Source organism: Blautia sp. KLE_1732_HM_1032 (genome assembly GCF_025147905.1).
Lineage (GTDB): Bacteria > Bacillota > Clostridia > Lachnospirales > Lachnospiraceae > Blautia_A > Blautia_A fusiformis.
This window is the reverse complement of the sequence record NZ_CP102266.1, coordinates 3267424-3280683: the sequence shown is the minus strand read 5'-3', so window position 1 is coordinate 3280683 and position 13260 is coordinate 3267424. Positions and strand designations below refer to the sequence as shown.

Sequence of the window (13260 nt, the reverse complement as noted above, 5' to 3'; positions counted from 1 at the left end):
GATACGAACCAAAACAGCCCTTCATTAAGAAGAATATATCAGACACCCGTACTCTGTAACCCGGTACGGGTGTCTTTTGTTTTCCAGGCAGGTGGTATTACCCTTTGACAAATGTCCTCGCAGTGAGTACAATAGCAAAAGAATATGATAGGAGGTTAAGCACAGCATGAAACCATGGGAAGCTAATATACGAAAAGTAGTGCCGTATACTCCTGGCGAACAGCCAAATGAGAGAGGCATGATCAAACTGAATACAAACGAGAATCCATATTCACCGGCTCCGGGTGTGGAGAAGGCGCTGAAGGCCCTTGATGCCGATACCCTGAGACTTTATCCGGATCCGACAGCAGGAGACCTGGTACACAGTATTGCCGCGTTCTACGGCCTGAAGGACGAGCAGGTATTTACAGGCGTTGGTTCCGATGACGTACTGGCTATGTGTTTTCTCACATTTTTTAATTCAGAGAAACCGATCCTGTTCCCGGACATTACTTATTCTTTCTATGATGTATGGGCAGATCTTTTAAGGATCCCATATGAGCGTCCGGCATTAGATGAGGAGTTCCATATCCGTAAGGAAGATTATTTCCGTGAAAACGGCGGAATCGTATTCCCTAACCCCAATGCACCGACCGGCGTGGAAATGCCTCTTTCCGAGATCGAGGAGATCGTGGCAAAGAATCCGGAGAGTATCGTGATCGTAGATGAGGCGTACGTGGATTTCGGAGCAGCATCCGCACTGCCGCTGATCGAAAAATATGATAATCTGCTTGTTGTGCAGACCTTCTCCAAGTCCAGATCCCTGGCAGGAATGCGTATCGGATATGCCTTCGGAAATCCGGAGCTGATCAAATATCTCAATGATGTGAAATATTCCTTTAACTCCTATACCATGGATCGTACTACCATCGCGGCTGGTGTGGCATCTATGGAGGATAAGGCATATTTTGAGGAATGCTGCCATAAGATCATTACAACAAGAGAGTGGACAAAGGCAGAGCTCAGGAAGCTTGGATTTTCCTTCCAGGATTCCAGAGCCAACTTTATCTTTGCCACACATGAGAGCTGTCCGGCCAAAGAGCTTTTCGCAGCACTGAGAGAGAAACATATCTATGTAAGATATTTCCCGAAGGACAGGATCGACAATCATCTCCGTATCACCATCGGTACCGATGAGGAGATGAAAAAGTTGGTAGAATTCCTGACGGAATATCTGCAGAAATAACAATTAAGGAGGTACTATGGAAGTACTGGTACAATGGTTTTCACACCACCTTGCACAGTTTATCTCTCCCGAGGGAGCTGTGTTCATCATTTCTATGATCCCGATACTGGAGCTTCGAGGCGGCCTTCTGGCAGCTTCTTTGCTGAAGATATCGGCTGCGAAGGCACTGCCGATCTGTATCGTGGGAAATATTATTCCGATTCCGTTTATCCTGCTTTTTATCCGGCAGATCTTTAAATGGATGAAAAAAACAAAGACGTTCAGAGGTCTGATCACAAAGCTGGAAAACAGAGCTATGGGAAAGAGTGACCAGATCAAGAGATATGAATTTCTGGGACTTTTGCTGTTTGTGGGAATCCCTCTTCCGGGCACAGGAGCCTGGACAGGTGCACTGATCGCCTCTCTTCTTGAGGTGGATATCAAAAAATCCTCCATTGCGATCCTGTGCGGACTTTTTATGGCAAGTGTCATTATGTATATTGTTTCTTATGGAATTGTAGGAAATGTAGTGCATTGATCGATCGCAGAGAAGGAATGTCTTTTTGATCGAAATCGGATTGAAAATAAAGAAATCCTTTACCGGATCTGTAAAATGATATGTGTTCTGTATTCCGGAAACATATCAGAGATCGGTAAGGGATTTTTTATGTGTTTTTACATATCAGGCAGAGGTATACCGAGAAGATCCTTACATAAGTCTGCGCTTCAGCATGTCCGCGTTTAAAGCGTATTTCAGAGCTGTATCCCTGGTGATACGGCCTTTTTTATATAATTCCAGAAGGCTCTGGTCCATAGAACGCATCTGCTCCTGACCGGATGTGGAGATCACGCCTTCGATCTGGTGTACTTTATTGTCGCGGATCATATTGCGGATGGCAGGAGTCAGGCGCATGATCTCGAAAACAGGAATGTTGCGTCCGTCCACATCCGGGATCAGCTGCTGGGAGATCACGGCCTGGAGGACCATGGAAAGCTGAATGGCGATCTGACGCTGCTGGGAAGGTTCAAATACATCCATGATACGTTCAATGGTATTGGCTGCGCCCAGGGTATGCAGGCTGGAAAGAACCAGATGTCCGGTTTCCGCTGCGGTCATGGCAGTCTGGATGGTTTCATGATCACGCATCTCTCCAAGAAGAATCACATCCGGGCTCTGGCGTAGTGTGGCACGAAGAGAAGTTAGATAGCTTTCGGTGTCGGTACAGATCTCGCGCTGGCTGACGATACAGCGATCATGGCGGTGGAGATATTCCAGAGGATCCTCCAGAGTGATGATGTGGCCTTCCCGGGTATGGTTGATCCTGTCGATCAGACAGGCCATGGTGGTGGATTTACCGCTTCCAGCAGAACCGGTAACAAGGACCATGCCACGGGTATATTCGGAGATGTTCATCACATCCTCGGGAATGGAAAGCTCTGCAGGATCCGGCAGCCGGAAGGCGATCACGCGGATCACGGCAGCCAGGGAACCACGCTGCTTGTAGGCATTGACACGAAATCTAGAAACACCGGGAATGGAAAAAGAAAAGTCATCATCACCGGTTTCCATAAGACGGGATATATCGCGGTTTTCCGCAAGGCCGTAAATGGTGCGGAGTAAATTTTCTGTCTGATCAGGCATCAGCCTGTCACCACGGTCCAAAAGATGACCGTCGATCTTTTCTGCCAGGGGGCGGCCTGCGATGATAAAGATATCAGAGACACGCCGGTTGGCAGCTTCTGCTAAAAATTCAGGAATAGGGGTATCCATAGGTTTATTCTCCTTTAAATACATTCTGGTGGTTGTCAGGTTGCCAGGATCCGGTAAGCTCTGTGTTCCATTGCAGGATCTGATAAGCGGAAGAGCTTTTTTTCTGCGGGTAAAAAATCTCAAGCACTACAGAAAGCTGTTGTGTCTCGGAAATTCCAACGGAAAAGGAAAGGGTGTGGCTGTGGGAATCCCAGCTGAGATCGTCTCTTGTGTCCGCAAGCTTTTGTATCATGGAAAAATATCTGGTCTCATCGGAAGCTTTTTCCCTGTATTGCTCCAGATCATCACGGATTTCTGAAACGGTTTCCGTGGCGCTTGCGCAGCAGGTGTAATAATTTTCGGTCTGTTCCATAGAATGTCTGGCTGTGTTAAGACTGGATCTGGAGCTTCCAAGAGTAAGCAGAGCAAGTACACAGAGACACAGCACAGAGAAGATAAGAAACAGGGAAGGAATGCCGACAGTTACAAAAAACGTATGCTTCTGTTTCAATGTACAGCCTCCCTTCTGTAGTCATCAACAGGAAAACGCAGGGTGATCCGGTAAAGCTCACTGCAGTTGGAAAGCTGCCGGAAAGAAAGCTCGCCGGATTTTTCTGAAGAAGAAATATCTGTTTCCAGGATCATTTCACAGGCGGCTTCTCCAGAAGAGCAGCTCTGCCAGTTACGGTCATAATACCAGATCAGGTTGGTGTTCTTTTTGATGCCCCCCGGAAGCAGGGAGAGGAACTGTTCATCGGTTCCGTCAGTGCCTTCCAGTATCTCGCCCACGGAGGTTGTGAGAGCCTGGATCTGGTTCCACTGTTCTGCCTGGAGCCGGTTTTTCCGTGCTGCCGCGAAGATCTGGATGCAGGCAGCTGAGGAAAGTGACAGAAACAAAAGGGCAAGGATCATTTCCATCAGAAAAAGGCTGGTACCGGAATTATGTCTTGATTCTTTCATGATGCCTCCTTTTTGCCAGTGCGATGAAGCAGGAATTCCGAGCGGACTCTCGTGGTACTTTCCAGGGAAAAGTGGTAAAAACCATTTTCCATTTCCGAAAACCGGAAATCGGAAAGCTGTGAGATGACGGTTCCAGCATCGGAACTGGCCTGAGAGCCTTTTGCAGTGAAAAGCTCCATCAGACTGTCATTCTTCAGGTAAATATACGTGATATATTCTTTTCCTTTGATATCGTCCCGGAAACAAAGGGCAGGAATATCATCTAGGGAACTGGAAAAGATCTCATCGCCGCGGTCGTGCTGCCGGAATTTGGTAGTCAGATAAGTTGCTGCGGTCCCAAGCTCGGAATCGGAGTCAGTCTGTTTCACAGTCTGCTGGTAAATCCGGGCGGAAAACAGCAGCATCAGTATAAGGAACAGAACAAAAACACCGAAAAGAAGAAGCGAAAAAAGAGAAGAAACGGAATGTCCGGTGTTCTTCCGGTGATTCATGAGGCATTCCCTCCTTTCGCACTGCCGGACAGAGCGATCACGCTGATAGACGGCAGGAGATTGGAACCGTTAGGAACATACTCTACTACGAATTTGGTTTTGTCATAAGTGATATGATAATCCGAGAGAAGCTGGGACAGGCTTTCGGGATATGTGCCTGTGAGGGCATAGGTGCGGATGGCACCGTTTTTCAGTGTCTGTTCCAGAGCATCCTGTTCTTTGTGTACGGCCTGGTCGGAGGTGCTGCTGACACCTGCCACAAACAAGGTGCAGGATAAAACCAGAAGCAGCGCCGGAAAGAGAAGAAAAAATGCTCTGAGAAATTTTGTTCTGCGGCTTTCAAAAAGTTCCATGCGGTCACCACCTTACATTGCAAAATCTGAGAGGATCCCCAGAAGCGGCATCATGACGGATAAAAGGACCAGCCCCACAAGAAGAGACAGCAGGATCACGATGGTAGGCTCCACAATGGAGACTGCCTGTGAGATCAGATCTATGGATCTTTCGGTGTACTGCCGGGAAAGCCTGCGGAAGGTTTCGTCACTGGAACCGGAATAGAAGGATATCGTGATGAGACGGCCTTCCATGCCGCCGAACAGACCGGATTCTGTAAGAGCCCTGGAAAAAGTTTCTCCGCTATCCAGGATGGAGGAAGCCTTCCGGAGTCTTTCGAGTATCACCGGCTGTGAGATCAGATCCTTTGTAAGCTCCAGGCTGGTTTCCGGGGAAAGTCCGCTCCGAAGCCCCAGGGAAAGGCCCTGGGCCAGACGACTGTAATCCATGGCAACTGGGATCTCACGGAAAAACGGGAGATGGATGGCCATTTTTCGCAGCTGGCTGTGACCTTTTTCCGTAAGACTGAAAAACAGGATGCAGCCAATGAGAGCTACGGCGAAGATCAGAAAAATAGAGGAATACCGGCTGATCACGTTGCCTGCATTCAGAAGTCCCCGGGAAACCCCGTTCATTTCCATTCCCATCTGGTTAAATACCTGTTGAAATACCGGCAGGACTTTTATCAGAAGGACCAGGATCACAACAGCCATCATGCCAAGCATGAGCAGCGGGTAAGTGACTGCAGACCGTATCTGTCCTGAGATTTCTTCCTCCTGTTCATAGTGGGAACTGAGACTTTCCATGATCTCATCCAGGCAGCCGGTTTCCTCACCGGTCCGGACATAGGCGGTCATGGATGTGGGAAAGATCCCGGATTCGTCAAGAGCCCGGGAAAGAGAACCGTTTTCTTCCACGGAACGGATCAGGGGTGTGAGGATCTGCCGGTCTGCATCGGTCTTGCTTTCGTCACAGAGGATGTGAAGTCCTTCCGCTGTGGATATGCCGGAATGCAGAAGCATTCCCATCTGCCCGCAGAAACTGGATAATTCCCGGGCTGTCAGTTTGTTTTTCATAATAAGGTCTCCTTTAGTGGGTCAGCGCGTGAACTGTACCGTATAATTGCTTTCATCACCGATATATTCCTGGATCGCTTCATCACCATCACTGTTGGCGTCAAAGGTGGGATCCATCAGCTTCCAGGTGTCTCCGTCAAAAGATACTGCCTTTGTCACCCAGCCTCTGCCACGGATATAAACATCGATCCATGCATGCTTTACATCACCGGAATAGCCGATCTGAAGCTTGCAGGGAATGTCCTGGCTGCGGAGCATTGCAGTAGTCAGTGCAGCGTAATCAAAACAGATCCCCGTGCCGGTGCTTAAAGTATCATCTACATCAGGAAGATAACCGGCTTCGACAGAATCAGCTTTGTCATAATCGTAGGAAATATGACTGGTAACATATGTATAGAAGGTTTTCAGGATGTCGATATCGGTCATGTCTTCTTTGACAAGAGAGGCTGCCAGTTTGCAGGTTTTACTTTTGGAAGAAAAGTCCACGTACTGGTTTGGATACAGAAACGGAAGAAATTCATTCTGAAGCTTTATTGTGAGCGTTTCCGTGTAAAGGGCGGCATACTGGTTTCCATCAACCTGCTGATAGCAGGTGATGAGATACTCACCGGAGCCTTCGGAAAAAGGAAGTACCGTCTGTTCATCAGGTTCCAGAAAATAGGAATAGACCACACCGGAGGGAGCAGTAAGCTGAATGTTCATGCGGGAATCATCGGAATCGGATTCTGCAGTCAGATATCCCTGATCCTGATTGGAAATATCCAGGATCAGAGGGGAACTGCCCAGTGTTTTTTTGCCGGGGGCCTCCGGGGTGAGGACTCTGGCCGGAGAATATACCGGAGGTTCTTCATCGGAGGAAGGAGAATTTCCACAGCCTGCCAGCAGGATTCCGAAAAGCAGCCATACAAAAAAGAGACGGACTGGTAAAAATTTTGACATTGTTTCCGTTCTCCTGTTATATCATGCTTTCTTTTTGAACAGTATAGCAGATTCCGTGAAAAAAAGACAGGAGTAGGGCTCAAAATGCAGTGGAAAATGTTGACATTTTAGGGAAAAAAACATATACTATACATATAAAGGCAAACCTGTTGAAAGACAGGGACGCAAAGCCATGGGTCTAAGGTCCGAAGGATGACTATGACAGCCGGTTGCCGCATTAAATTCCGATTTAATGACGTATTCAGATAACATCTATGAACAAGAATCTGTGTGTTAATGCGGCCGTTTATTTCGTTAGAATAAGCGGCTTTTTTGATGCCTAAAATCCGGTTTAGGTTGGAAACTGAAACGTCGGCTTTCAGAAAGGTGTGAATGATATGAAAAGAACAGATATCCATAAAATTTTTACAGGCAGGAAAAAAGCTTTAGCAGGATGCCTTGCAGCTGTTATTGTACTGGCAGGTGGCTTTAATGTCTGGCAGTCGTCACAGGTTCCGGAATTTCCGGATTTTACAGATCCGGTAGTGGAGACTACCATCACAGAGGACGACACTCCACTTGCTTCAAAACCGAAGGTGACTACCAAAACGACTTCAAATACCAAGACAACCAGAAAAAAAGTTAAGCTGAAAAAAGCGGCGACCAAGACTTATACCAAGAAGCTTCCGACTACCAATAAGAAGAGTACGACCACAAAGAAAACAAACAGAAATACAACCGTAAAAACATTAAAGACAGTTAAGACTGCAACAACACAGAAATACACAAAGAAATCAAAAACAGCCGTTCAGACACGGAAAGTAACTACAACCATTCAGACGACCACAACAGTCATGGCGGCTTCAGCTACTGCCGGCAAAGCGAATGCAGCTTCCACAAAAAAAGTAGAAAGCATCAACATGGACAGCAAATATTCAGTAAGCAATATTGCTTCCATTGCACCGAAGATGGACAGCAGGGTGCTCAAAGCCTACAAGAAGCTTGGATTTACTGTAACGATCGATCCGTCTGTTAACTACGGAGGCTGCTTTAACGCACATTCAAGAAGCATCATCCTTCGTTTTGAGAATGAGACAATCTACCATGAACTGGGACATTTCCTTGCTTTTGTTGCGGGAAACGTAGACAGAACAAGTGATTTTGCCGCAGTTTATAACAGCGAAAAATCCAAATTTACAGGTATCAACAGAAGCTATGCAACGCAGAACAGTTCAGAATATTTTGCAGAATCAGTGCTTGAGTATGTAACAAGTCCGTCAACACTTAAGAGACAGAGACCAAAAACGTATGCAGCGATCGTGGCGGCTCTGAATAAAATTACTGATGAACGTATCCAGAGGGTCATGGATATATACGGACCGTTCTGGAGCTAAAAAAGAAGCATACAGGAACGTTGGATCTGTCCGGGAAGAGATCTCCCGGGCAGATTTTTTCTTTTTTGTGAGAAAAGTATAAAAAAAATGTCGATAAATATTTCTTGCAATAGACTCTATAAGGTGTGTATAATGAAACATAAGCTGAAAACACGCTTTCATTCAAAAAAAGTGCAGCCATGTCAGGTTGTATCTGATTCCATAAACAACAAATATATAATTTATCAGATTTAAGAATAGAGGATTTAATATGAGAGAAAAGTATGAATCATTATCTCTGGCGGTGCTGAAGGATCTGGCAAAGGCGAGAGGGATGAAGGGAATTTCTACTCTGAGAAAACCGGCACTGATTGAGCGGATGCTGGAGGAGGACGCCAAAGAGTCCGACAGAGGAAATCCCGAAGAAGTACACAAAAGTACACCGGCAGAAAATACTGTAAAAGAAAAAAGCTATGATTCGGAAAAAACAGAATATCGTACCCGTCCGGCAGGGGAAGGACTTCAGGAGCAGCGGAAGGAATATCGTAGTGATAAGAATGAGCAGGAACACAGAAGCACAAATATCCGCAGAGAGTACAACCGTGAATATAACCGGGAAGCTACAAGGGAGAACGGGAATGTCCCGTCAGAATCCACCCAGCTGGACAGTGGTGAAAAGGCTAACGGGATCCTGGAGGTCCTTCCGGATGGATATGGCTTTATCCGATGTGAGAATTATATGCCGGGTGAGAACGACATTTATGTTTCTCCTTCCCAGATCCGCCGCTTTAATTTAAAGACAGGTGATATCATCCAGGGAAATATCCGCATCAAGACCCAGGGAGAGAAGTTCAGTGCCCTTCTCTACGTATCTTCCATTAACGGTTTCCATCCGAGTGAGGGACAGAGACGGTATAATTTTGAAGATATGACACCGATCTTTCCGAATGAGAGACTTGTCATGGAGCGTGCAGGCGGTACAACGGCTATGCGTATCGTGGATCTGATCAGTCCTATCGGAAAGGGCCAGCGAGGAATGATCGTATCTCCGCCAAAGGCAGGTAAGACAACCCTTCTGAAAGATGTTGCCAAGTCTATCCTCAGGAATAACAGAGATATGCATCTGATCATTCTTCTGATCGATGAGCGCCCTGAGGAGGTTACCGATATCAGAGAGGCGATCCAGGGACCGAATGTGGAAGTGATCTATTCTACATTTGATGAACTTCCGGAACATCATAAGAGAGTTTCCGAGATGGTTGTGGAGCGTGCGCGCCGTCTTGTAGAGCATAAACAGGATGTGATCATTCTTCTGGATTCGATCACACGACTTGCCAGAGCCTATAATCTGATCATCCCGCCAAGCGGAAGAACCTTATCCGGTGGTCTTGACCCGGCGGCTCTCCATATGCCCAAAAGATTTTTTGGCGCAGCCCGTAATATGCGCGAGGGCGGAAGCCTGACGATTCTGGCAACTGCACTTGTGGATACCGGAAGCAAGATGGACGATGTTATTTATGAGGAGTTCAAGGGAACCGGTAATATGGAACTTGTCCTGGATCGTAAATTACAGGAGAAACGGGTATTCCCGGCCATTGATATCCAGAAATCCGGAACCAGAAGAGAGGATCTGCTTCTCAGCAAGGATGAACAGGAAGCGGTTTATATTATGCGAAAAGCTCTCAACGGAATGAAAGCGGATGAGGCAGTAGAACAGATCCTGAATACCTTTGCCAGAACCAGGAACAATGCAGAACTGGTACAGACTGTAAAGAAACAGAAATTTTTATAAAGTCCTTGCATTTTACGGAAAGCTATGTTATACTTAGCAAGCTGTTTAAAATGGAATTCGTCAATTGAATACGAATAATATTAAATATATAGAGAGGTGAAAATCATGAGAGAAGGAATCCATCCGAACTACTATCAGGCAACTGTAACCTGCAACTGCGGAAACACTTTCGTAACAGGTTCTACTAAAGAGGACATCCATGTTGAGATCTGTTCCAAATGCCATCCGTTCTACACAGGACAGCAGAAGGCTACACAGGCTCGTGGACGTATCGATAAGTTCAACAAGAAATACGGCCTGAATAAGTAATTATTGCGAATACAGGAAATGAGAAGGTTGAGGTTGGGAAATCTCAACCTTTCTTTAACTGAAAAATTTTTAATTTGCACAGGAGAGAATGAATGAGATCATCGAATATCGGCGGACAGGCGGTCATGGAAGGCATCATGATGCGCCACAAGGACAAATATTCTATCGCAGTGCGCCGCCCGGACCAGGAGATCGAGCTGAAGGTAGAGGATTATAAATGTATCTTCGGAAATCACGCATTTCTGAAGAAACCGATCATCCGTGGTGTGGTAAGCTTTGTGGATTCTCTTGTGGTAGGCACGAAATGCCTGATGTATTCTGCGGAGATCGCAGGAGACGAGGAAGATGAGGGAACAGTCAGGAAGAATGAGCAGCTTACAGAAGAAGAGCGTTCTGCAAAAAAAGCCAAAGAGGATAAGCAGTTCAAGTGGCTTCTTTACATTACGGTAGCTATCTCCATGGTGGTTTCTGTGGCTGCTTTTATGTTTCTTCCGTATGTACTGGCTAGTCTGATCCGAGGGGTAGGTGCTTCGGAATTTCTGGTCACCATAGTGGAAGCCTTTGTGAAGCTGGCACTGTTTATGGGATATATGTTCCTGATCTCCAGAATGAAGGATATCCAGAGGACATTTATGTATCACGGTGCGGAGCACAAATGTATCAACTGTGTGGAGCATGGTCTGCCTCTGACGGTAGAGAATGTGTTAAAGAGCTCCAGGTTTCATAAGCGCTGTGGAACAAGCTTTCTGTTTCTGGTCATGCTGGTAAGTATTGTGCTGCATTTTGTGTTTGTGGCGGTGCCGTTTTACTGGGTGAGACTGCTGGGAAGACTTCTCATGGTGCCGGTAGTTGCGGGGATTTCCTTTGAGATCATCCAGTGGGCAGGAAGAACAGACAGTAAATTTGCGGACATTATGAGTAAACCAGGTCTTGCCATGCAGAAATTCACCACAAAGGAGCCTGCTGCAGATATGGCAGAGGTAGCCATCAAAGCAGTTGAGGCTGTTTTTGATTGGAGAGCTTATCTGAAAGAGGAGTTTGACCTGGACATCCCATATGAGACAGAGGAGACAGAAAATGCAGACTCTTGAGTCCCTTCTGAAAAAAGGTACAACAATACTGAAAGATAACGGATTGGAAGAAGCCGGGCTGGATGCCTGGCTCCTTCTGGAATTTAAGACCGGAAAGAATCGGGCATATTATTTTGCGCATGGAGATGAACCGGTGTCTGATGAGACCGCAGCAGAGTATCTTATGCTGATCGACAGGCGGGCAGGACATATTCCTGTACAGCAGCTGACTCATCAGGCTTTTTTTATGGGCTATGAGTTTTATGTAAACGAAAACGTGCTGATCCCGAGACAGGATACGGAGACCCTGGTGGAAGAGGCATTGAAACACCTTGGGGATGTGGAAAAACCGGAGATCCTGGATATGTGTACCGGCTCCGGCTGCATCCTGCTCAGCCTTCTTCTGGAACGGCAGGATGCTTGTGGGACCGGTGTGGATGTTTCACCGGAAGCACTGGAAGTGGCAAAAAAGAATGCAGGTATTCTAAAGGTGGAGAACCGGGCGGATTTTGTGGAAAGCGATCTGTTCTCAGCACCGTATTTTTGTGAAAAAGGTGGAAAAGATAGTGGGAAATATGATATCCTTATTTCAAACCCGCCTTATATCGCAACAGAAGAAATTGAAACACTGATGGAAGAAGTCCGCCTTCATGATCCGAGGAAGGCCCTTGACGGAATGGAAGACGGGCTCTATTTTTACAGAAAGATCACAGCAGAGGCCGGAAGGTACCTGAAACCAGGCGGATGGCTTCTGTATGAAATCGGCTGCACCCAGGGTGAGGCAGTCAGTACAATGATGAAAGCAGCCGGGTTTACCGGGGTTCAGATCATAAAGGATCTGCCGGGCCTTGACCGTGTGGTGCTTGGACAGAAACAGGAGGAAATACATGTTTGATAAACTGGATGATCTGCTGGTACGTTTTGAAGAGCTTCTCAATGAGCTGGGAGAACCGGGAGTAACCGACGATCCGGCACATTTTCAGAAGCTGATGAAGGAGCAGAGCGACCTGCAGCCAATCGTTGACGCATATAAAGAATATAAGAAAAATAAGGAAACCATCGAGGACAGTCTTTCCATGCTGGAGAGCGAGAAGGACGAAGAGATGCGTGAAATGCTGAAGGAAGAGCTTTCCGATGCAAAAAAGAGAGTGGAGGAGCTGGAGCATGAGCTGAAGATCCTTCTTCTTCCGAAGGACCCTAACGACAGCAAGAACGTTATCGTTGAGATTCGTGGAGGCGCAGGCGGTGATGAGGCAGCTCTCTTTGCGGCAGAGATCTACCGCATGTATGTGAAATACGCAGAGTCCCGCCGTTGGAAGACCGAGATGCTCAGCCTTAATGAGAACGGTATCGGCGGCTTCAAGGAAGTTACTTTCATGATCAAAGGTGAGGGTGCATATTCCAGACTGAAATACGAAAGCGGTGTACACCGTGTACAGCGAGTTCCGGAGACAGAGTCCGGCGGAAGAATCCATACTTCTACCTGTACCGTAGCCATTATGCCGGAGGCAGAAGAGATTGATTTCCATCTGGATCTCAATGAATGTAAATTCGATGTATTCCGTGCTTCCGGAAACGGTGGCCAGTGTGTCAACACCACAGACTCTGCGGTACGTCTTACCCATATTCCTACAGGAATCGTAATTTCCTGTCAGGACGAGAAATCACAGCTTAAGAACAAGGATAAGGCACTTCGCGTACTCCGTTCCCGTCTGTATGAGATGGAACTTGCCAAGCAGCACGACGCCGAGGCAGAGGCAAGAAGAAGCCAGATCGGTACCGGTGACCGTTCCGAGAAGATCCGTACCTACAACTTCCCACAGGGACGTGTAACAGACCACAGGATCAAACTTACCCTTCATCGCCTTGAGAATATCCTCAACGGAGATCTGGATGAGATCATCGACAGCCTGATCGCGGCAGACCAGGCAGTGAAGCTGACCAAGCTCAACGAACAGGAATAATTGTTAATTACAGAGATAGA

At 46.9% G+C, this 13260-nt stretch carries 15 protein-coding genes and 1 riboswitch; of the genes, 8 read left to right on the top strand and 7 right to left on the bottom strand.

Going from position 1 to position 13260, the window contains the following annotated elements; all coding sequences use genetic code 11:
• Window positions 1-166: 166 nt before the first annotated feature.
• Together hisC and NQ489_RS15580 are read left to right on the top strand one after the other, a co-directional pair.
• On the top strand, window positions 167-1225 hold the full coding sequence (hisC, locus tag NQ489_RS15585) for a histidinol-phosphate transaminase (protein WP_021652099.1): 1059 nt from the start codon (window positions 167-169) through the stop codon (window positions 1223-1225).
• Window positions 1226-1241: 16 nt separating this feature from the next.
• Complete coding sequence (locus tag NQ489_RS15580; protein ID WP_021652100.1) at window positions 1242-1742, top strand: COG2426 family protein; 501 nt, start codon at window positions 1242-1244, stop codon at window positions 1740-1742.
• 171 nt (window positions 1743-1913) lie between these two features.
• Here the strand turns inward: NQ489_RS15580 and NQ489_RS15575 are convergent, their stop codons facing one another.
• The 7 genes from NQ489_RS15575 to NQ489_RS15545 are packed head-to-tail and all read right to left on the bottom strand — an operon-like array spanning window position 1914 to window position 6753.
• A complete protein-coding gene (locus NQ489_RS15575) occupies window positions 1914-2975 on the bottom strand; it encodes a type IV pilus twitching motility protein PilT (RefSeq protein ID WP_044961855.1) in 1062 nt (353 codons plus the stop codon).
• Window positions 2976-2979: 4 nt separating this feature from the next.
• The gene (locus tag NQ489_RS15570) at window positions 2980-3465 is read right to left on the bottom strand and encodes a hypothetical protein (protein WP_044961856.1); all 486 of its coding nucleotides are present in this window, start codon (window positions 3463-3465) and stop codon (window positions 2980-2982) included.
• A complete protein-coding gene (locus tag NQ489_RS15565; protein ID WP_015526159.1) occupies window positions 3462-3914 on the bottom strand; it encodes a hypothetical protein in 453 nt (150 codons plus the stop codon). The genes NQ489_RS15570 and NQ489_RS15565 overlap by 4 nt, the downstream gene beginning before the upstream one ends.
• Window positions 3911-4405 carry a DUF4860 domain-containing protein gene (locus NQ489_RS15560; RefSeq protein WP_021652103.1) on the bottom strand — a complete coding sequence of 165 codons (495 nt, stop codon included), beginning with the start codon at window positions 4403-4405 and terminating at the stop codon, window positions 3911-3913. The genes NQ489_RS15565 and NQ489_RS15560 overlap by 4 nt, the downstream gene beginning before the upstream one ends.
• Window positions 4402-4758 (bottom strand): hypothetical protein, encoded by a 357-nt coding sequence (locus NQ489_RS15555; protein WP_021652104.1) that lies wholly within the window; start codon window positions 4756-4758, stop codon window positions 4402-4404. The genes NQ489_RS15560 and NQ489_RS15555 overlap by 4 nt, the downstream gene beginning before the upstream one ends.
• Window positions 4759-4770: 12 nt before the next feature.
• The gene (locus NQ489_RS15550; protein ID WP_021652105.1) at window positions 4771-5814 is read right to left on the bottom strand and encodes a type II secretion system F family protein; all 1044 of its coding nucleotides are present in this window, start codon (window positions 5812-5814) and stop codon (window positions 4771-4773) included.
• Between the two features lie 21 nt (window positions 5815-5835).
• On the bottom strand, window positions 5836-6753 hold the full coding sequence (locus tag NQ489_RS15545; RefSeq protein WP_021652106.1) for a transglutaminase-like domain-containing protein: 918 nt from the start codon (window positions 6751-6753) through the stop codon (window positions 5836-5838).
• Window positions 6754-6882: 129 nt separating this feature from the next.
• A riboswitch (cyclic di-GMP riboswitch) is annotated at window positions 6883-6970 on the top strand.
• 160 nt (window positions 6971-7130) lie between these two features.
• Here NQ489_RS15545 and NQ489_RS15540 point away from each other — a divergent pair.
• The 6 genes from NQ489_RS15540 (at window position 7131) to prfA (ending at window position 13240) form a co-directional block, all read left to right on the top strand.
• A complete protein-coding gene (locus tag NQ489_RS15540; protein WP_021652107.1) occupies window positions 7131-8126 on the top strand; it encodes an anthrax toxin lethal factor-related metalloendopeptidase in 996 nt (331 codons plus the stop codon).
• A 250-nt stretch (window positions 8127-8376) separates the two neighbouring features.
• Complete coding sequence (rho, locus tag NQ489_RS15535; protein WP_021652109.1) at window positions 8377-9897, top strand: transcription termination factor Rho; 1521 nt, start codon at window positions 8377-8379, stop codon at window positions 9895-9897.
• A gap of 105 nt (window positions 9898-10002) precedes the next feature.
• A complete protein-coding gene (gene rpmE / locus NQ489_RS15530) occupies window positions 10003-10206 on the top strand; it encodes a 50S ribosomal protein L31 (protein ID WP_015526151.1) in 204 nt (67 codons plus the stop codon).
• Window positions 10207-10298: 92 nt separating this feature from the next.
• Window positions 10299-11297 carry a DUF1385 domain-containing protein gene (locus tag NQ489_RS15525; RefSeq protein WP_021652110.1) on the top strand — a complete coding sequence of 333 codons (999 nt, stop codon included), beginning with the start codon at window positions 10299-10301 and terminating at the stop codon, window positions 11295-11297.
• Window positions 11284-12171 (top strand): peptide chain release factor N(5)-glutamine methyltransferase, encoded by an 888-nt coding sequence (gene prmC, locus NQ489_RS15520; protein ID WP_021652111.1) that lies wholly within the window; start codon window positions 11284-11286, stop codon window positions 12169-12171. The genes NQ489_RS15525 and prmC overlap by 14 nt, the downstream gene beginning before the upstream one ends.
• Window positions 12164-13240 (top strand): peptide chain release factor 1, encoded by a 1077-nt coding sequence (gene prfA / locus NQ489_RS15515; RefSeq protein ID WP_015526148.1) that lies wholly within the window; start codon window positions 12164-12166, stop codon window positions 13238-13240. Before prmC ends, prfA begins: the two co-directional genes overlap by 8 nt.
• The last annotated feature ends 20 nt before the right edge of the window (window positions 13241-13260 follow it).

Bases quoted from the DNA above. Each gene is read 5' to 3' on its own strand.
- NQ489_RS15560 (WP_021652103.1), bottom strand. From the start codon at position 4,405: ATGAATCACCGGAAGAACACCGGACATTCCGTTTCTTCTCTTTTTTCG.
- prfA (WP_015526148.1), top strand. From the start codon at position 12,164: ATGTTTGATAAACTGGATGATCTGCTGGTACGTTTTGAAGAGCTTCTC.
- NQ489_RS15545 (WP_021652106.1), bottom strand. From the start codon at position 6,753: ATGTCAAAATTTTTACCAGTCCGTCTCTTTTTTGTATGGCTGCTTTTC.
- NQ489_RS15555 (WP_021652104.1), bottom strand. From the start codon at position 4,758: ATGGAACTTTTTGAAAGCCGCAGAACAAAATTTCTCAGAGCATTTTTT.
- NQ489_RS15580 (WP_021652100.1), top strand. From the start codon at position 1,242: ATGGAAGTACTGGTACAATGGTTTTCACACCACCTTGCACAGTTTATC.
- NQ489_RS15540 (WP_021652107.1), top strand. From the start codon at position 7,131: ATGAAAAGAACAGATATCCATAAAATTTTTACAGGCAGGAAAAAAGCT.
- NQ489_RS15575 (WP_044961855.1), bottom strand. From the start codon at position 2,975: ATGGATACCCCTATTCCTGAATTTTTAGCAGAAGCTGCCAACCGGCGT.
- hisC (WP_021652099.1), top strand. From the start codon at position 167: ATGAAACCATGGGAAGCTAATATACGAAAAGTAGTGCCGTATACTCCT.
- NQ489_RS15550 (WP_021652105.1), bottom strand. From the start codon at position 5,814: ATGAAAAACAAACTGACAGCCCGGGAATTATCCAGTTTCTGCGGGCAG.
- NQ489_RS15525 (WP_021652110.1), top strand. From the start codon at position 10,299: ATGAGATCATCGAATATCGGCGGACAGGCGGTCATGGAAGGCATCATG.
- NQ489_RS15565 (WP_015526159.1), bottom strand. From the start codon at position 3,914: ATGAAAGAATCAAGACATAATTCCGGTACCAGCCTTTTTCTGATGGAA.
- prmC (WP_021652111.1), top strand. From the start codon at position 11,284: ATGCAGACTCTTGAGTCCCTTCTGAAAAAAGGTACAACAATACTGAAA.
- rho (WP_021652109.1), top strand. From the start codon at position 8,377: ATGAGAGAAAAGTATGAATCATTATCTCTGGCGGTGCTGAAGGATCTG.
- rpmE (WP_015526151.1), top strand. From the start codon at position 10,003: ATGAGAGAAGGAATCCATCCGAACTACTATCAGGCAACTGTAACCTGC.